General features: G+C 62.8%; 19 protein-coding genes. 3 read left to right on the top strand and 16 right to left on the bottom strand.

What is annotated here, in order from left to right:
- Positions 1-7 precede the first annotated feature (7 nt).
- From ABIC21_RS00665 to ABIC21_RS00590, 16 genes are all read right to left on the bottom strand, one after another.
- Positions 8-940 carry a type II secretion system F family protein gene (locus tag ABIC21_RS00665; RefSeq protein WP_354348529.1) on the bottom strand — a complete coding sequence of 311 codons (933 nt, stop codon included), beginning with the start codon at positions 938-940 and terminating at the stop codon, positions 8-10.
- A gap of 5 nt (positions 941-945) precedes the next feature.
- The gene (locus ABIC21_RS00660) at positions 946-2,469 is read right to left on the bottom strand and encodes an ATPase, T2SS/T4P/T4SS family (protein WP_354348528.1); all 1,524 of its coding nucleotides are present in this window, start codon (positions 2,467-2,469) and stop codon (positions 946-948) included.
- Positions 2,470-3,663 (bottom strand): CpaE/TadZ family protein, encoded by a 1,194-nt coding sequence (locus tag ABIC21_RS00655; protein WP_354348527.1) that lies wholly within the window; start codon positions 3,661-3,663, stop codon positions 2,470-2,472.
- Positions 3,660-4,433 (bottom strand): Flp pilus assembly protein CpaB, encoded by a 774-nt coding sequence (gene cpaB, locus ABIC21_RS00650; RefSeq protein ID WP_354348526.1) that lies wholly within the window; start codon positions 4,431-4,433, stop codon positions 3,660-3,662. Before cpaB (ABIC21_RS00650) ends, ABIC21_RS00655 begins: the two co-directional genes overlap by 4 nt.
- Positions 4,430-5,398 carry a TadE/TadG family type IV pilus assembly protein gene (locus ABIC21_RS00645; protein ID WP_354348525.1) on the bottom strand — a complete coding sequence of 323 codons (969 nt, stop codon included), beginning with the start codon at positions 5,396-5,398 and terminating at the stop codon, positions 4,430-4,432. Before ABIC21_RS00645 ends, cpaB (ABIC21_RS00650) begins: the two co-directional genes overlap by 4 nt.
- The gene (locus ABIC21_RS00640) at positions 5,386-5,778 is read right to left on the bottom strand and encodes a TadE/TadG family type IV pilus assembly protein (protein ID WP_354348524.1); all 393 of its coding nucleotides are present in this window, start codon (positions 5,776-5,778) and stop codon (positions 5,386-5,388) included. Before ABIC21_RS00640 ends, ABIC21_RS00645 begins: the two co-directional genes overlap by 13 nt.
- Before the next feature lie 95 nt (positions 5,779-5,873).
- Positions 5,874-6,089, bottom strand: coding sequence for a Flp family type IVb pilin (locus ABIC21_RS00635; protein WP_354348523.1), 216 nt, complete (start codon positions 6,087-6,089; stop codon positions 5,874-5,876).
- A 281-nt stretch (positions 6,090-6,370) separates the two neighbouring features.
- Entirely contained in the window at positions 6,371-7,249 is an 879-nt protein-coding gene (locus ABIC21_RS00630) for a type II secretion system F family protein (protein ID WP_354348522.1), read from the bottom strand.
- Between the two features lie 10 nt (positions 7,250-7,259).
- The gene (locus tag ABIC21_RS00625) at positions 7,260-8,213 is read right to left on the bottom strand and encodes a type II secretion system F family protein (protein ID WP_354348521.1); all 954 of its coding nucleotides are present in this window, start codon (positions 8,211-8,213) and stop codon (positions 7,260-7,262) included.
- Positions 8,210-9,499, bottom strand: coding sequence for a TadA family conjugal transfer-associated ATPase (locus tag ABIC21_RS00620; protein ID WP_354348744.1), 1,290 nt, complete (start codon positions 9,497-9,499; stop codon positions 8,210-8,212). Before ABIC21_RS00620 ends, ABIC21_RS00625 begins: the two co-directional genes overlap by 4 nt.
- A gap of 179 nt (positions 9,500-9,678) precedes the next feature.
- Positions 9,679-10,884 (bottom strand): CpaE/TadZ family protein, encoded by a 1,206-nt coding sequence (locus ABIC21_RS00615; RefSeq protein ID WP_354348520.1) that lies wholly within the window; start codon positions 10,882-10,884, stop codon positions 9,679-9,681.
- Positions 10,881-11,660 carry a Flp pilus assembly protein CpaB gene (cpaB, locus tag ABIC21_RS00610; RefSeq protein WP_354348519.1) on the bottom strand — a complete coding sequence of 260 codons (780 nt, stop codon included), beginning with the start codon at positions 11,658-11,660 and terminating at the stop codon, positions 10,881-10,883. Before cpaB (ABIC21_RS00610) ends, ABIC21_RS00615 begins: the two co-directional genes overlap by 4 nt.
- 18 nt (positions 11,661-11,678) lie before the next feature.
- A complete protein-coding gene (locus ABIC21_RS00605; RefSeq protein ID WP_354348518.1) occupies positions 11,679-12,698 on the bottom strand; it encodes a pilus assembly protein TadG-related protein in 1,020 nt (339 codons plus the stop codon).
- Positions 12,695-13,078: a TadE family protein gene (locus ABIC21_RS00600; protein WP_354348517.1), complete on the bottom strand. Its 384-nt coding sequence runs from the start codon at positions 13,076-13,078 to the stop codon at positions 12,695-12,697. Before ABIC21_RS00600 ends, ABIC21_RS00605 begins: the two co-directional genes overlap by 4 nt.
- A gap of 102 nt (positions 13,079-13,180) precedes the next feature.
- Positions 13,181-13,381 carry a Flp family type IVb pilin gene (locus ABIC21_RS00595; RefSeq protein ID WP_354348516.1) on the bottom strand — a complete coding sequence of 67 codons (201 nt, stop codon included), beginning with the start codon at positions 13,379-13,381 and terminating at the stop codon, positions 13,181-13,183.
- Positions 13,382-13,652: 271 nt separating this feature from the next.
- Positions 13,653-14,318: a prepilin peptidase gene (locus tag ABIC21_RS00590; protein WP_354348515.1), complete on the bottom strand. Its 666-nt coding sequence runs from the start codon at positions 14,316-14,318 to the stop codon at positions 13,653-13,655.
- Positions 14,319-14,610: 292 nt separating this feature from the next.
- On the opposite strand from ABIC21_RS00590, the gene rplM reads away from it, so the two are divergent.
- The 3 genes from rplM to glmM all read left to right on the top strand — a co-directional run bounded on the left by rplM (position 14,611) and on the right by glmM (position 17,132).
- Positions 14,611-15,054 (top strand): 50S ribosomal protein L13, encoded by a 444-nt coding sequence (gene rplM / locus ABIC21_RS00585; protein ID WP_024367145.1) that lies wholly within the window; start codon positions 14,611-14,613, stop codon positions 15,052-15,054.
- Between the two features lie 36 nt (positions 15,055-15,090).
- Positions 15,091-15,600 (top strand): 30S ribosomal protein S9, encoded by a 510-nt coding sequence (rpsI, locus tag ABIC21_RS00580; protein ID WP_354348514.1) that lies wholly within the window; start codon positions 15,091-15,093, stop codon positions 15,598-15,600.
- 170 nt (positions 15,601-15,770) lie between these two features.
- Entirely contained in the window at positions 15,771-17,132 is a 1,362-nt protein-coding gene (gene glmM, locus ABIC21_RS00575; RefSeq protein WP_354348513.1) for a phosphoglucosamine mutase, read from the top strand.
- Positions 17,133-17,203 lie beyond the last annotated feature (71 nt).

The raw sequence follows: 17,203 nt of genomic DNA, 5'->3' as shown, positions 1-17,203 counted from the left end.
GGCCGGCTCAGAACTTCAGGTCGATGATCTTGCGCATCCAGAGACCGCCGATGGTCATCAGGATGACGGATGCTACGGACATGATTCCGCCGAGCAGGGTGGTGAACATTTTGTCCATGTATCCGGGGCTGACCACCATGAGCATGCCCATAATGCCGATCGGCAGGGCCATCAGGATGTAGGCGGAGAACTTGCCTTCCGCGGCCAGGGACTTGATGTGGCCCTTGATCTCGCTGCGTTCGCGGATGGTTTCGTTGACCTGGTCCATCACCTCGGCCAGATTGCCGCCTACTTCGCGGTTGATCTGGATGGCTTGGGAGATCCACACGAAGTCCTCGTTTTTCATCCGTTCTGCCGTGTCATTGAGCGAGGCCAGCAGGTCGCGCCCCAGGCTCGTTTCGGAGATGACCCGCCGCATCTCCTCGGACGTCGGGGCCTGGGATTCGTTGGCTGCGGCGTCGATGGCCCGCAGAATACTGTGCCCGGCGCGGAGGCTGCCGGAGAGCAGCTGCAAGGTATCGCCTAACTGCTGATCGAACTTGGCGCGCCTCTTGCCTGAGAGGAAACCAAGGACCATGTGTCCCACGAACGGCGCGGCAAGCACCAGCAGTAGTCCCAACAGAGGGCCAGCCACCACGACGCCAACCAGTCCGCCGACGAAGGCGCCGATGATGACCAGGAGCAGGAAATCGGCCTGGCTCAGTCGCAAGCCGGCGTTCTCGAGGGCTTCCCGGTTGAAAAAGCGGACGTTCCGCTTTGCCAGGAAGCCGTCAATCGCGTCGACGGCGGACCCCGCAAAGCGCGTCAATTGCGAGTCTGATTCGGTCCGGAAGGGCCGACGGCGGTCCAGGGGCACCGTGGGGGTACGGGGGATGAGTACTGTCACTCCGGCCAGGGCGGCCGCCGCGACCACCAGGGTGACTGCAAGTGTCAGGATCATGGACGTCAGTGCTTTCCGGTTGAGTCGACGGGCGCGCCGAAGACTCCGGGCGAAACGTGGATGCCCAGATCTTCAAAGCGGTCGATGAACCGCGGACGGATCCCGGTGGGCACGGGCGTCCCCAGGAAGCGTCCGTGCTGGTCGACACCGGCGGAATAGTCGAAGACGAAGGCATCCTGGAGGGTGACAATGTCACCTTCCATGCCCTGGACTTCGGTGACGTGCGTGATGCGCCGGGTGCCGTCCCGGAGTCGGGAAATCTGGATGATCAGGTTGACGGCGGAGGCGATCTGTTCGCGGATGGCCCGCAGCGGAAGGTCCATCCCAGCCATGAGCACCAGCGTTTCCAGACGGGCGACGGCGTCGCGCGGCGAGTTCGAGTGCACCGTGGACAGCGAACCGTCGTGGCCGGTGTTCATGGCCTGGAGCATGTCCAGCGATTCGCCGCCTCGGACCTCACCGACCACGATGCGGTCCGGACGCATACGGAGGGAGTTGCGCAGCAGTTCGCGGATGGTGACTTCGCCCTTGCCCTCGGTGTTCGGCGGCCGGCTTTCCAGCCGCACCACGTGGGCCTGCTGGATCTGGAGCTCGACGGCGTCCTCGATGGTCACGATGCGCTCGTTGGCGGGAAGGAATGAGGACAGCACATTGAGCAATGTCGTCTTGCCGGTGCCCGTACCGCCGGAGACGATGATGTTCAGTTTGGCCTTCACACACGCGTTGAGCAGCTCGGCCATCTCCGGGGTGAGCGTGCCGTAGTCGATGAGGTTCCGGACAGTGAGCGGGACCTTGCTGAACTTACGGATGGTCAGCGAGGAGCCGCCGACGGCGAGCGGGGGAATTACGGCGTTGACGCGGGAGCCATCTTCCAGGCGCGCGTCCACCAGGGGCGAGGACTCATCGATGCGCCGGCCCACCTTGGACACGATGCGCTCAATGACCTTGCGGAGGTGGTCCTCGGAGCTGAACCTGGATTCGGTGAGCGTCAGCTGGCCCTTGCGTTCGACATAGATCTGGTCCATCCGGTTCACCATGATTTCGGTGACGTCCGGGTCGTCCAGGAGCCGCTGCAGCGGGCCGTACCCGAGCACGTCGTCGGCCACGTCGCGGACCAGGCGGGAGCGCTCGTCCGCTGTCAGCGGGACCTGCTCCGCATCGATGATGCGGATGAGCTCCTCCCGCGCCGTGCTGCGCAACTCGCCCTCCGTAATGGCTGAGTCGTTGAAGCGCGCTCCCATCTTTTCGAACAGTGCTGTCGCGGCGCGCTGCTTGATCGCGGCGAAAGCGTCCACGGGCTGGTGGGTTTTGGGCTGGAAGCCTTCCGGCTGCGCAGAAGCCCCAGGCGATGGCGCTGGCCTGGCGGGTGAGGCGGGCTGTTCGCGGCGCGTCGACGGCGCAGCTGTTGGGACCGGCAGACGCGGAACCGGGGCAGTTGCGGTGGCGGCAACGGAAGCCGTGGCCATGGCAGGCGTGGCGGCGGGCTGAGTCTTCTCCTGCGCCGCCTGGATGCGTTCCGAAAGTTTCATCTAGACCACAACCCGCCGGTGGGTCTTGCGTGGGGATTTGGCGCGCCCGTTAGGGCTGAAGCGCTCCACGAGCCGGTTGAGGCCCTTGACCGCCGGGTCCTTTCGGGCCTCCTGCAGGACGGGAACGCCACGGTTGGTGGAGAACGCGATGGCGCGGGAGCGCGGGACGCTGACATCCACGGGGGCGCCAAGGGTGGATTCGACATCCTGGACCGAGAGTCCGCACTTGGGGTCGGCCATGTTGAGCACCACGTGCCGGCCTTCCGGCATGATGTCCAGCTGGCGGAGGATATCGAGGCCGGAGCGGAGGCCGCGGACGCTAGGGATGTCCATGGCGCTCACCCAGACCACATCGGTGCAGGCCTCCATGGCGGCCAGCCCGATTTCCGGCAGTCCGGGAGCGGTATCCACCACCACGTATTGGAACTCGTCTGCCAGCTGCTCCAACAGGCGGGTGACCTGTTCGGGAGTGATGAAATCGGCCTCCACCGGGCTGACCGGGGCACATAGAGCGTAGATGCTGGACGGGTGGACGGTGAGAAATGCCTTCAAGACCAAAGTGTCCTGGCTGGCGGCAGGAGACACGGCATCCGTGACCGTGTGCGCCGGATTGAGGTAGAGCCCGGAGGCGACATCGCCGAACTGCAGGTCCAGGTCCACGATCACCACGCTCATGGGCGCGATCTTGCCCAGCCCCACGGCCAGGTTAGTGGCAATGGTGGTTTTGCCGACGCCGCCTTTGGGGGAGAAGACCCCGATCACCGTGCCCTTGCCGCTATCCGACTGCTGGAAGGGCTCCGTCCGGTGACGGTTGGCGAAGGACTGGCAGGCATGCTCCAACAGAACCCGCATCTGGTCCGAATCGGCCGAGGGGCTGAGGATGTCCCGGACGCCGGCCCTCATGGCCTGCAGGATGAACGCGGGATCGGGCTCACTGACCAGAAGAACCGTCAGGTCCGGGGCCTGGACGTCAAGCACAGTGGCGAGGCGCAGAGCCTCATCCATTGGCACGTCGGGACCAAGCACGAGAACCTCAGGCCGCTCCTGGTTCAGCTGGGCGAACAGGTCGAAAGGTCCGGCGGGGAGGACGTTGGTCAGGAAGGTCTGCACGCCGCCCTGGAGCCCGCCTGCCACCGCCTGCCGCAGGCGGTTTTCAAAGTCCGCGTTCGGCGTGATCAGGACGAATCGGCTCACTTGTATACCTCTGGCCTCGTCATGATTCCGGGCTTGCCGCTTTCCGTCGCGTCGAGTGGTTCCTTGCTCAACCAGATGCTGGCGACGTCCGTGAACGCCGAGGCATAGACGATCTTCGTGGCGTCGACATCATTGACGGCAACAGTCAGAATCAGTACGCCCGTGGGGAGTGATGTGTCTTCCGCTGGAGCCGAGCCGTTCTCCGATGGCGCGGGAGACGGCGTAGCAACTGGAGCGCGCTGGACGGCCGTGACCAGGACTTTGTGGATGGATAGCTGCGTTGTTTGCTTTTCCGGCTTGGCTTCGATGCCGCCGTCCTTCAGATTTATGAAGACTCCGACGTGGTCACCTGCAGCGACGCGTCCGCCGACGACGCGTTGGGGCTCCAATTGGAATGACACTTCCTGCAGGCCGGCTGGGATTTCCACCGACCCTTGGACCTGGAGGGCCTCGGGTTCGACCAAACGATCCTTTAGGAGTTGTTCGCCGGGAAGAAGGTCGACAGCGGCAACCTTGCCGTGGGACTCATCCAGCGACTTGAGGGAAGAGGACGTGACGGCCGCTGCGGGCAGCTGTTCGGTAGCCAGGGACGCGCTCATGGCTTCCACCGGTGTCCCGGCGGGAATCGCCGCCTTTACGACCAAGACACTGACAGGTTCAAGATTCTTGACAGCCCGCTGGTCCGCCCCTTGGGCGTAGGACATCACGAGCATGGCCCCCACAATGGCGAGGACGACCGCTGCTATTCCGGCCAGAAGACGTGACTTCACAGTGAGGGGGCTCCCATGGTGAGACGAACGATGGCGGTTCCGTAATCCGGGGTGCTGCCGAGTTCGAGGGCTTGAGAAAGGGACACGAACTTTACGAAGTACCCGCGGATGGACTTGTTGGGAATACTTCCGCTGGTGGCCCAGCTCTCGCTGGCAAAGTGGTAGCCGGTGACGTGAAAGGCTGCAAACCCCTTGACGTAATACTTGCCGCCCGAGCCCGTTCCGGTGGCTACAGCATAGAGCGGGAGAAGTACGGTTTGGTTTTTCAGCGCGCTTAGGTCCGCGGAACTGCAAACGGACGGCGCGCTGGCGCCAGTGTCGCTACTGAACCAGATTCCTGGATCGTTTGCTGCGCCGGCGCTAATTTTCACGCTGCACTTGGCATCGGCTCCATCGTTGATCCAGCCAAATCCGCCAGGAATTCCGGCACATCCCCCGGCATTCATATCGAGGATCTGCACAAAAGTCGGGTCAGAAGAGAATTTGCATTCGGCGATAGCGAGCGGAACTACCACGGTGCCCTTGGATGGTGTTCCCCATTGAACGCTGGAGGTGGCGGTGACCTCAGAAGTCGGAATGCCCAATGCGCGTGCAAAGAAGTTCGACACCGAGTTTGGTGTGCCACCAGTCTCCTTGGCCCCAGTGGTTACCGTTGCCGTGCGGTTCGTCTTGTCCAGGACAATGGACTTCACGTTGCTTTGTCCGTCCACGGCATTCTTATTTGCGAGATCCGAGGCCAGGAGCGATGTTGCTGAACAGTCCGGATCGTTTGCATTCTTGGCACACTTCTGGGCCAACATCAGGGCCACCGAGTCCGAGCCGTTTTGCAACTGGGCCCGTTCGGAGTACATCCGAGCGACGTCGATCGAGATGGCGGCGAAGCCGAGTAAAACCACCATGAGAAGGGCGACGATGACAGCGATTCCGCCACGTTCCCTGTCGGCCGGTGCTGTTATCCGCCGCATTGCATTGTCCCCACGCCTTTCATGGCAAACGGCCCGGCAATCCCCGTCATGGTGGAGAGCGAGTATTCAATCGTCACCGTGACCTGGCGCCCCGCCGTGCAAGTTGCAGGCGTGCTTGCGGGTAGTGTTTGGAACTTTACATTTTCGCCTTTGAGGCTTGGTTTGAGCACAGAGGCGGCGCCAATAGCGGCAGCCTTGGCAGTAGATTCATTGTTGTTGATCGCCATGACTCGTGCGCCCTCGCGTGCAACATTTGAGAGCGTGATTTGCACATTGTAGGCACGGCCGAACTCCATAATCCCGAGTAGCAGCATGATCAGGATAGGAGCCAGAATGGCAAACTCAACGGCCACGGCACCCCGCTCTGTCGTCTTGAACATGGGGGCCGCCTTCCCGGTGTAGTTTCGGAGACACCTGTGAGGTGGCAGCTAACGGCTGCCACCTCACAGGTGAGATAGGGTTCTGGCGGAGTCAGCTACCCGGCGGCCGGTGCGGCGCAGTCGCCCGTCGTGCTGCCCGAAACCTTGCAGCCAACGTCGGTGAAGACGGCCGATAGCGATTCGCTGAGGAAGGTCACAGCAAGAATGATTGCAACGGCGATGAGGGCGACCATGATGCCATATTCAACGGCGGTGGCGCCTTTCTCATCGCGACGGAGACGAAGGGAGAGGTTGGTGTAAAGAGCAAGCATTGTGGACTCCTGAGCGAGCGAAGGGAAGCTGGCCAGATACCAGCTCTGCCAGAAAGCTAGCAACGCGATTCGCCCGAAGTTACGCTGCTTGCCACATCCTGCGCCAAGACTTCCCAAACTGTACGTTTCCTGAGCATTTCTTGCGCGGACCCTGTGCTTGTGCTGTGTATCACACGGCGAACGGTGCGCACGGAAGGACCCCCTCAGCTCTGGGGTCCAAGGGGGTCCGGTCCATTTGGGTGGGGGCGTCAGCCCGCACCGTGCTTCTTGCCTGCGGTGTCCTAGGAGAACGCAGCCATGATGCCCATGACGGCGGGCCCCATGAGGATGATGAAGAGCGTTGGGAAGATGCAAAAGATCAGCGGGAAGAGGATCTTGACGGGGATCTTCATGGCATGCTCTTCAGCAATCTGGCGACGCTTGGTCCGCAATTCCTGAGCTTGTGCTTTGAGGACCTTTGCGATGGCGATACCGTAGGTATCGGCCTGGACGACGGCCCGGATGAAGCTCCGGAGGTCAGGCGAATCGACCCGCCCGGCGAATGCCAGGTAGGCATCCTTGCGGCTGCGACCCACCTGCATGTCCTGCAGGGTCCGGGTGAATTCGTAGGCCAGCGGGCCGATGCCGTTCTCGGCGCTCCGTGCCATAGCCGCTTCAAAGCCGAGGCCAGCCTGAACGGAGATCAACATCTGGTCCAAGGCATTCGGCAACTCAAGGCGGATCGCCTCGCGGCGCTTCTCCGCTTTTGTCCGGATCAGAAGATCCGGAACGAAGTAGAGGAAAACCACGAAAGCCAGAGACACAAGAATGCGCTGCGGGGAAGGCTCAACCAGGAAACCAGCAAGGCCGAGCCCGGCGCCGCCGAGCGCCAATAGGGGCTTGACCATGAGGAGCCGTCCCAGCGGCCAGTCCTTGGGACGGCCCGCGCCGGCCAGTTGTTTGTCCAGCCACGCCAAGTAGTCAACGGGAGCCAGCTTCTTGCTCAGCGCGGCAAGCTGCTCACCGGTCATGGACCGTCCGACGGAGGCTCCCGCAGATTTTTTGCCGAGGTTGGTGCGGATGTTCCGCAGCCCGGTGCGGTCTACCGTGAAAGCCAGCCAGACCATCCCGGAGATGGGTGCAATGATGGCCAAAACCGCGGCCATTGCGATGGGTTGCATGTCTTCCTCCTCAGAACTTCGGCTTGATGAGACGGCTCAGCCAGAAAGCGCCGAGGCTCAGCATGACGGCGGCAACCGCAATCATGATGTAGCCGGGAACCGTTGATGAGAACGTCTTGGCATAGACCGGATTGATGAACTGCAGGGCGATGAACAACACGATCGGCAATGCGATTAGAACCAAAGCGGACACTCGTCCTTCGGCGCTGAGGGCCTTCACCTGGCGCCTGACCTGGTTCCGGTCCCGGATCGTTTCACCGACGTGATCAAGAACTTCGGCCAGATCTCCGCCAACTTCACGGTGGATTTCTATGGCCTGGGCGATCCAACCGAAGTCCTCGTTATTGGTCCGGTCCGCGACATCGAGGAGGGATTCCCCGAGGTCGCGGCCAATACGGGTCTCGTTGACGATGCGGTTCAGTTCGTCCGCCATCGGGGCGTCGCTTTCCTGGCCCGCAGCGTCAAGGGAACGCAGCAGGCTATGGCCGGCACGCATGCCGCCCGAGAGCATCCGGAGCGTGTCCGGAACCTGATCGTCGAACTTCGCCTGCCGGCGGGAGACGAGCAAGTTCAAAAACAAGGCGAGCCCGATCGGTGCGGCAAGGACCAATAGGATTGCCGGGAACAGGCCACCCATTAGGAATCCGGCCACTCCGGCCAGCAACGTGATGATGCCGGCCAGGAGCAGGTAATCCGCGGGTTGCTTCTTGAGCCCGGCGCTGTCCAACCGGCGCCGGGACAGAATGCCTGAAGGCTGCGGCTTGAGCCTGGCATCGATCACTCCCAGCATCGCGTCCGTCAGCTTCGTCAGGGCAGTAGGAGGGGCGACGCCGCCGGGCCGGCGCCGGTCCGCTGAAATGACGTTCCGCGACGTCCAAAAGACCCAGAAAGCAATCAGGAGAGCCAGATAGACCAGCGCCAGGCCCAGCACCATGACCGCAGGGGAGGCAACGTCGGGAATCACCGGACACCCCCAAAATGTGCCCCGAACACGGCGGGCGAGATCGGGATGCCAAGTTCCACGAACCTGTCGGTGAACCGCGGACGGACACCGGTGGGCACCGGCTTGCCGAGGAACCGGCCATTGGCGTCCACGCCGGCGGAGTAGTCGAAGACGAAGGCATCCTGGAGCGTGACGATGTCCCCTTCCATGCCCTGCACCTCGGTGATGTGCGTGACCCGGCGGCTGCCATCACGGAGCCTCGTGATGTGGACGATGAGGTTCACGGCGGAGGCAACCTGTTCGCGGATGGCCCGGAGGGGCAAGTCCATGCCGGCCATCAGCACCAGCGTCTCCAGCCTGGCCACCGCATCCCGGGGCGAGTTGGCGTGAACCGTGGAAATGGACCCGTCATGGCCGGTGTTCATGGCCTGGAGCATGTCCAGTGATTCACCGCCGCGGACCTCACCGACGACGATCCGATCAGGCCGCATGCGGAGTGAGTTGCGGACGAGTTCCCGGATGGACACCTCGCCGCGGCCCTCAATATTCGCCGGCCTGCTCTCGAGCCGCACCACATGCTCCTGCTGCAGCTGAAGCTCGACGGCGTCCTCAATGGTCACAATGCGGTCCGACTCCGGGATAAAAGACGACAGGACATTGAGCAAGGTGGTCTTGCCCGTGCCGGTACCGCCCGAGACAATGATGTTCATCCGCGCCAGGACACAGGCCCGCAGGAGTTCAGCCATTTCCGGGGAGAGACTGCCGAACTCGATGAGCTTGTTCACGGTGAGGGCCTCGCGGGCAAACTTCCGGATGGTCAGCGACGGCCCGTTGACGGCCAGGGGCGGGATGATGGCGTTGACACGCGAGCCATCAGCAAGCCGCGCATCTACCAGCGGTGAGGACTCGTCGATCCGTCGACCCACCCTGGAGACGATCCGCTCAATGACCCGTCGAAGTGATTCATCGGAACTGAACTTCGCATCCGTTTTGTGCAGGTGGCCGTACTTTTCCACGTAGATGCTGTCATGGCGGTTGACCATGACTTCCGTGACCTCGGGATCGTCGAGGAATCGCTGTATCGGACCGTGGCCCAGTACGTCGTCAATGATTTCGCGGGTGAGTCGCTGCCGTTCGGCGGTGGTGAGCGGAACCTGCTCCCCGTCGACAACTTCCTTGAGTTCATCCTTGACGTGCTGGTGCAGCTCGGATTCATCCATCGAAGTGTCCGAAATCCTGGAGCCGAGGCGCTCGTAGAGGGCCTGGCTTGCCCGCTCCTTCAGTCCGCGGAGGGCCTCGCTGGCCATGCCGGCGTTGGGGCCGACGTCCTCGACCACGAGGGCCGCGCTGGCGGCATCGGCGGCCTTGGCCTCCTGGATTCGGCCAAGGGTCGAAGGGACGCCCGGCTGCAGCTGGGGTTCCGGCGGTGTAGTCGGCTCGCCCTCCTGGCTACCGTGCCGCAATTGCTCAAATCTTTTGGTGAGACTCACTGGACTACCGCCCTTCGGTGGAGCTTGCGATGTGTTCGGTCCTGCCAATTCGGCTGGAAACGGTCTACGAGTTGACGAAGGCCTTTCGCTGCCACGTCACGGCGGCCGTCCTGAAGGATGGGAACTCCCTTGTTGGTCGAAAATGGCAGGGTTCGCGAGCGTGGAATTGCGACGTCAACCGGTACACCGATTGTTGCCTCCACATCGGGAACGGAAAGACCGCTCCTGCCGTCCGCCATGTTCAGCACAACATGCCGGCTTTCCGGCATGAGGCCCAGCTCGTTGAGGATGTGGAAACCGGTGCGGAGCCCGCGGATGCTCGGCACGTCCATGCCGCACACCCAAACGGCGTCCGTCGCCTGCTCCAGGGCTGCGAGCACATGTTCGCCGAGTCCTGGCGCGGTGTCGATGACCACGTACTGGAACTCACGCCGCAACTGCTTCAGGAGGTTGGTGACGTGCGCCGCGGTAATCCCCTCCATTTCCACCGGATTCCTCGGCCCACACAAGGCGTAGATGTTCGCCGAGTGCAGCGTGAGATACGTCTTGAGCACCATGGAGTCCTGGCTGGCCGCACCGGAAACCGCGTCCGTAATCGTGTGTTCCGGCTCCAGCAAAAGACCGCTGGCGACGTCACCGAACTGCAGGTCCAGGTCTACGATAACGACCCCCATCGGCGCCACTTTTCCCAGTCCGACCGCGATGTTTGTCGCGATGGTGGTTTTGCCGACGCCACCTTTCGGAGACATGACGGCGATGACCCGACCGCCGGACCCTCCACCTGGAGACTCGGAGGCGCTGGGATTCAGGCCCCTCCGACGGCCGGCTGCGGCAAGGCTTGAACGTTCGACCATTGCCCGGATGCCGTTGGTGTCCGCCGCGGGAGAAAGGATATCGCGCACGCCCGAGCGCATTGCGGAAAGGATGAGCTCCGGAGTCTGCTCTGCAGCCAGGAGGACGCTGATCTCCGGATATTGCAAGTCCAAGACCGCAGCGTGCTTCAACGTTTCGTCCAGATCCAGGCCAGGGCCCAGGATCAGGACTTCCGGCGGCTCTCCCAGCAGTTTGCTGAGAAATTCGTCCGGGCCGTCCGGCAGGTGGTCTGCCTGGAACCACTGCAGGCTGCCGCTCATGCCTGCCGTTGCGGATCGAACCTTTCGCTCGAAGTCGATGCTGGGCGTGATCAGTACGAAGCGGCTCATTGGAAGACCCTGATGCGTTCCATGACGCCGGTGTTGTCCGTCGTCGAGCTTTCCGATTCCTTGCTCAAATACACCTTGCCGAATTCTATGGCGTGGACGATCTTTTCCACGTCAATTGAGGGCCGGGCCAGGGTGACCAAATATCCGCCGGTCGCCTGCGCAGCGCTTGACTTGGAGCTCATGGCCCCGTCGGAGGAGCTTTCCGTGTTCGTGGTCGCCGGCTGCTCCTGCGCTACGGCGCCCGTGGAGTTCTGGACCGCCGTCACCAGCACCTTGTGAAACACCAGCTGGGATTGGTCGGGGAGATTCAGCTTGTCGTTCTCTGGATAGGACAGGATCACTCCCACGGTATCGCCGGCCTTCAAGCTGCCGCCGACGATTCTGTCGATACTGAGTTTCACAGTGACTTCCTGCAGTCCGCTGGGGACTGGAGCCCGGCCCGGGCTGAGCAACTGCGCCGGCTCCACCATACGGGTGGCCAGGAGCTGTTCGCCGGGAACCAGCCCGACGGCGGAGACCTTCTGGCCGAGCTCAGCCAAGGTGGTGACGCTGTCGCTTGCCACAGCTGACTTAGGTACGGTTTTCTTGACCACCGAATCGCCAAAGTTGGCAGCGGAGGTACCTGCTGCGATTTCCTTTTGGACCACATAGACCTCAGAGGTCTCAGTGTTTGCCAGGGCGCGCCGATCGGCGCCCTGGACATAGGACACGAGTAGAACTGTCCCGATGACGGCCACAATTAATGCGGCAATGCCCCCCAGCAGGCGTGTTTTCATTTTGTTCCCCTTGGTACTCTATTGGATGAGTCTGACGACGGAATTCTGGAAATAGGGGCCAGGGTCCAAAAACCTGTCGGCCCATGGAATGAATCGTTGGAGTTGACCACAGATTCCCCGGTCGGTCCCCTTTTTGAAAAATGCCTCACATGCCGGATCCGCTTGGGGTGAAGAAAGCCCGTCTTCGTCTTTTACGAAGGACCACCCATGCAGCTCTATTTCGGCAAATCCGATGAGATGGAAACGGCCGTGGCTTCCCCCTTTGTCTCCGTCATCGAAGATCGGCAGATAGGCAGTTGCATACTGCTTTTTGGAGTGGTCAATGGCAGACCGCCAAGCATCAAGGGTCGGCGCGCAGGCTGCCGGGGTCTTGCTGCTGCCAGTATTGGAGCCGACCCAGCCGCTGGGGTCCGCGGCGGCATCGCAAGAACCTGTCTCATCGAGCCAACCAAACCCGCCTGGGATGTGGTGGCCAGACGGACTGCCAACACAAGGGCTCTTGCCGTGCTGCTTGAAAAGCACGGTGGTATCCGCAGGAGCGTAGGCCGTTCCGATCTGGCATTGATCAAACACGAGGGGGAAGGCCCCGGCGGCCCCTGTGTTTTCCCAGACTGCGGTGGCCGTTGCCCCAACGCTGACCGCCGGTGTGTTCAATGCGTTGGCGAACAACTTGCTCAAGAAGCCGGAGCCATCTGAGCCGTTGACCGTCGATGTACTAACTGTCACTTGGCCGGGGACGCTTAGGTCAACGAAGCGGACGTTTGACAGGCCGTCCTTGGAGTTCTGGTTAGCCAGCGAGATCGCAAGGGCATCGGCGTCGGCCTGGGTGCAGCCTGCCGTTTCTGAGCAGATCCGAGCGCCGGCCAGCGCTCCGGCGTCGGCAGCGTTTTGCAGTTCCGCGCGCTCGGCGTAGATCTGGCCGACGTCAACAGCGATTGCGCCGACGCCGATCAAGACGAGCATCATCACGGCGGCGAGTACGCCGGCGGCGCCCCGTTCGGTGTCCGGACCGTGGCCGCGCAGTCGGATCCTTGTCAAGGCTCGCATCTCATGGCCCCCTGTCCGGTGACGGTGATCGTCGGAGTGAAGAACCCAGTGAGGGCCGGCCGTGAGAAAGTCACGGTGGCCGTGACGGTGTCGCCTGGTGCGCACGCTCCGGAGAAGACGAAGTTTCCGGGGGCTATGGCGACACCCGGAGCCCCGGCCACGCCAGCGGCAGCAGCCAGGCCGGCATCGTTGGTGACAGCCATTTCACGAGCCGCTTCACGGGCCGCCTGGGTCACCGAGATCTGGAGATTGTAGAAGTGCGAGAACTCCAGGATCGAGACCACGATCATCAGGAGCACCGGCGCGATGAGGGCGAACTCGACGGCTACCGCGCCGCGCTCCCGCCCCGGCAGAACTTTGTTGCGTTTCACAGGTTCCCCCCGAGGAATGTGACGCTGGATCTAGTGGAAAGTGCCGCGTCCGCGGTTGGCGGACGCGGCACTTCTGAAGCTGAGGCCTTGAGTTGTGTGCGTCTACCAGAGGTCGACGACGCCGCCGAGGTCCTCGAAGAAGCCGTTCAGAGCAGTGCCGAAGATGCCGACCCCGCCGACCAAGATGATGGCGATGAGGCCAACGAGCAGACCATACTCGGTGGCGGTGGCGCCCTTTTCGGATTCGAACTTGTCCTTGACGCCGGCGATGAAAGAAAGCATTGAGACCATGAGACCAGTCATTTTATTTTCCTTTTCCAGAGATTTGTATGTGCCAACGGAATTCCGGCAAGTTCCCTTTTTGCTTCCTTGCTGGAGCTTCGTTGGGACAACATTTGCACGGCAATTGAGGGCACAGCAATGAATGGGAATACCCGACTTTTTTTGGAGGGGAAAGGGGGAGATACCTGCGGCGATTCGGGGTGTACTCAGTTCGTCCCGGCATGCGGGAGCTCACTACTTGGATTGATACGCCCGCTTACTAATGGGGGCAGAGATGCGGCAGTGACAGGAGTTACGGAAGAAGCAGAACGACGAGCAGTCCAGCTGCCAACATCGAGGGGCCGTAGGCAATCTCTTTTGGCTTGTTTCCGCGGTTTATCAGCACCAAGACGACAGAGGCGAGGCCGCCCGCAACGAAGGCCAGGGCTCCGCCATAGAAGAGGTGCGACCAGCCTAGGTAGCCTAAGTACAGTCCAAGTGGTGCTGCGAGCTTCACGTCGCCCATTCCGAGACCGTTTCCGCTGGTCAACGCCAAAATTAGGTACAAAATGAATAAGATTACGGACCCGGCGGCTCCGCGAATCAGGTCCCCCGCGGCCCCATGGGCCAGTGCGGCGAACGTCAGGAGCGCCAGGCCGGCCCCCAGTAGGGGCCCCACGAGCCGATTCGGCAGCAAATGGTGCACGATATCGATCCGTGCCAGCGGAACAGCAAGAATGCCCAGTGCTACGTAGGCCGGAAGTTCTGCGGTGCCCCCGAAGCGCCAGGCCAACAGGGCCGAGAGGACAAAGGTGACCGCCGCCGTCGTGATCTTCAGCCGGATGGTGGCTACGCCGGCCAGCTGGGGGAGGGCACGCCGGATGAGGGCGTCAGCCAGAAGCCCCAGACACAGGCCAGCGAAGCCGACCCCCGCAATGAAAAGCGGCGATGCGGAGCCAGCGGCGGCGGTGTCGAGCACGGTTCCTCCAGGGATGCGGGGGCCGGGGGCGGGCAGAATGCATCCGGACACCCCATTTTGACCCAGCGACACGTCATCCGCTATTCTTGGTAGTCGTTGTGCGTGTCCTTCTCGATGATGCGTGCCCGCTTGGGAATCCGGTTGCAGGATGACTACTCAACGTGCACATTCGAGACTCAGGACGACTGGTTACATAGAGCCCTCACCTCTGTTCCGGTAGCGCATAGATAGTAGGTGCATCTTCGCGTGACGCCTAAAACAAGAACGCCAGAACAAGAACGAGGCAAACACCGTGCGTACGTACACCCCGAAGCCCGGCGATATCAACCGCCAGTGGCACGTCATTGACGCCACCGACGTTGTCCTTGGTCGTCTTGCCAGCCAGACCGCAATCCTGCTGCGCGGCAAGCACAAGGCCACCTTTGCGTCCCACATGGACATGGGCGACTTCGTCATCATCATCAACGCCGAGAAGGTTGCCCTCACCGGCGCCAAGCTGGAGCAGAAGCGCGCTTACCGCCACTCCGGTTACCCGGGCGGCCTGACCTCCGTCACCTACGCGGAGCTGCTTGAGTCCAACCCGGTCCGCGCCGTGGAGAAGGCCATCAAGGGCATGCTCCCGAAGAACTCCCTCGCTGCACAGCAGCTGGGCAAGCTGAAGGTCTACAAGGGTGCCGAGCACCCCCACGCCGCCCAGCAGCCCAAGACTTACGAAATCACCCAGGTCGCCCAGTAGTCCTGGCCACCAACCAACTTTTTATCAAGGAGAATCGTGGCTCAGAACGAAGAACTGACCACCGAGGCCGTTGTGGCTGAGGAAAACCTGACCAGCTACACCTCGGAAAGCGGTCCTGCGGAAGCAGAAGCGCCCAAGAAGGAACGCCCGGCCCTCACGGTTGCCGGCGCAGCAGTTGGCCGTCGCAAGGAAGCCGTCGCACGCGTTCGCATCGTGCCCGGCACCGGCAAGTGGATCATCAACGGCCGCGAGCTGGCCAACTACTTCCCGAACAAGCTGCACCAGCAGGACGTCAACGAACCCTTCAAGATCCTCGATCTTGACGGTGCCTACGACGTTATCGCCCGCATCCACGGTGGCGGCATTTCCGGCCAGGCCGGTGCCCTGCGCCTCGGCATCGCCCGTTCACTGAACGAGATCGACACCGAGAACAACCGCGCCACCCTGAAGAAGGCCGGTTACCTGCGTCGTGACGCCCGCGTCATCGAGCGCAAGAAGGCCGGTCTCAAGAAGGCCCGTAAGGCTCAGCAGTACTCGAAGCGTTAATCCCGCTTCCAGGCGCCCTTGGCGCTTGCACGAAAGCCCGTTCCGCCCTTTGTGGCGGGGCGGGCTTTCGCCGTTTAACCAGCGAAGGCGCGGGGATATGGGCTGCGCCGTGGGTCCGCCAAGGGGCCCCGGGACCGGAAACGCCCGCCGCGTCGTCTAAACTTGACCCGATGTCTAGATTATTTGGAACAGATGGTGTCCGGGGTTTGGCGAACGGCCTGCTGACGGCCGAGCTGGCGTTGCAGCTGGCCCAGGCCGCCGCCGTCGTGCTTGGCCATGACCGCAATACCCGCGGAACCAGGCCGCGCGCCGTGGTCGCCCGGGACCCCCGCGCCAGCGGTGAGTTCATAGCGGCTGCCGTGGAAGCGGGTCTTTCCAGCTCCGGGATCGACGTCTATGACGCCGGCGTGCTTCCCACCCCGGCCGCGGCCTACCTGGTGGCAGACCTGGACGCGGACTTCGGCGTGATGATCTCCGCCTCGCACAACCCTGCCCCGGACAACGGCATCAAGTTCTTTGCCCGCGGCGGCCAGAAGCTCCCCGACGACGTCGAGAACGCCATCGAGGCCCAGCTCGGCCAGGAGCCGCGCCGCCCGGTCGGCGGCGAGGTCGGCCGGATCCAGCGCTTCTCCGACGCCGAGGACCGTTACATCGTCCATCTCCTCGGCACCCTCCCGCACCGCCTGGACGGCATCAAGGTGGTGCTGGACTGCGCCCACGGCGCGGCGAGTGGTTGTTCCCCGCGGGTCTTCAAGGACGCCGGCGCGGAGGTAATCGTCATCGGCGCCGAACCGGACGGCCTCAACATCAACGACGGCGTCGGGTCCACCCATCTGGGGCCGCTGAAGCAGGCGGTCCTGGCGCACGGCGCCGACCTCGGAATCGCACACGACGGCGACGCGGACCGCTGCCTGGCCGTTGACCACGAGGGCAGCGAAGTGGACGGCGACGAGATCATGGCCATCCTCGCCGTGGCGCTGAAAGCCTCGGGCAAGCTCAAGGACGACGTCCTCGTGGCGACCGTGATGAGTAACCTCGGTCTCAAGATCGCACTGCGCGAGGCCGGCATCAGCCTGCGCGAAACCGGCGTGGGCGACCGCTACGTCCTGGAGGGCATGCGCGAAGGCGGCTTTAACCTCGGCGGCGAGCAGTCCGGCCACGTGATCTTCGCCGACCACGCCACCACCGGCGACGGCGTCCTCACCGGGCTACAGATTGCCGCGCAGGTGGCACTCACGGGCCGTCCGCTGAAGGACCTGGCCAAGGTGATGACCAAGCTTCCCCAGGTCCTCATCAACGTTAGGGGCGTGGACCGCACCCGGGTCAAGGGCGATGACGCCGTGGCGGCGGCCGTGGCCGTCGCCGAAGCCGAGCTTGGAGCTACCGGCCGGGTGCTCCTGCGCCCCTCCGGCACGGAACCGGTGGTGCGCGTCATGGTGGAGGCCGCATCCCAGGAGACTGCCCAGGCCGTCGCGGAGCGTCTTGCGCAGGTGGTACGGACCGAGCTGGCACTGGAGCTCGTCGCGGACTGAGCTGGCCCGCACACCGGTACATCAATTAGCCGACACAAGAATGGCGCGTCCCCCGGTGGGGACGCGCCATT

Origin of the sequence: Pseudarthrobacter sp. PvP090 (assembly GCF_040547365.1) — a bacterium.
In the GTDB taxonomy this organism is placed as follows: domain Bacteria; phylum Actinomycetota; class Actinomycetes; order Actinomycetales; family Micrococcaceae; genus Arthrobacter.
The sequence above is the reverse complement of the archived record's forward strand: the minus strand, read 5'-3'. Positions and strand labels throughout refer to the sequence as shown.

Bases quoted from the DNA above. Each gene is read 5' to 3' on its own strand.
- ABIC21_RS00665 (WP_354348529.1), bottom strand. From the start codon at position 940: ATGATCCTGACACTTGCAGTCACCCTGGTGGTCGCGGCGGCCGCCCTG.
- ABIC21_RS00660 (WP_354348528.1), bottom strand. From the start codon at position 2,469: ATGAAACTTTCGGAACGCATCCAGGCGGCGCAGGAGAAGACTCAGCCC.
- ABIC21_RS00645 (WP_354348525.1), bottom strand. From the start codon at position 5,398: ATGCGGCGGATAACAGCACCGGCCGACAGGGAACGTGGCGGAATCGCT.
- ABIC21_RS00640 (WP_354348524.1), bottom strand. From the start codon at position 5,778: ATGTTCAAGACGACAGAGCGGGGTGCCGTGGCCGTTGAGTTTGCCATT.
- ABIC21_RS00635 (WP_354348523.1), bottom strand. From the start codon at position 6,089: ATGCTTGCTCTTTACACCAACCTCTCCCTTCGTCTCCGTCGCGATGAG.
- ABIC21_RS00630 (WP_354348522.1), bottom strand. From the start codon at position 7,249: ATGCAACCCATCGCAATGGCCGCGGTTTTGGCCATCATTGCACCCATC.
- ABIC21_RS00620 (WP_354348744.1), bottom strand. From the start codon at position 9,499: ATGGCCAGCGAGGCCCTCCGCGGACTGAAGGAGCGGGCAAGCCAGGCC.
- ABIC21_RS00615 (WP_354348520.1), bottom strand. From the start codon at position 10,884: ATGAGCCGCTTCGTACTGATCACGCCCAGCATCGACTTCGAGCGAAAG.
- cpaB (WP_354348519.1), bottom strand. From the start codon at position 11,660: ATGAAAACACGCCTGCTGGGGGGCATTGCCGCATTAATTGTGGCCGTC.
- ABIC21_RS00595 (WP_354348516.1), bottom strand. From the start codon at position 13,381: ATGACTGGTCTCATGGTCTCAATGCTTTCTTTCATCGCCGGCGTCAAG.
- glmM (WP_354348513.1), top strand. From the start codon at position 15,771: ATGTCTAGATTATTTGGAACAGATGGTGTCCGGGGTTTGGCGAACGGC.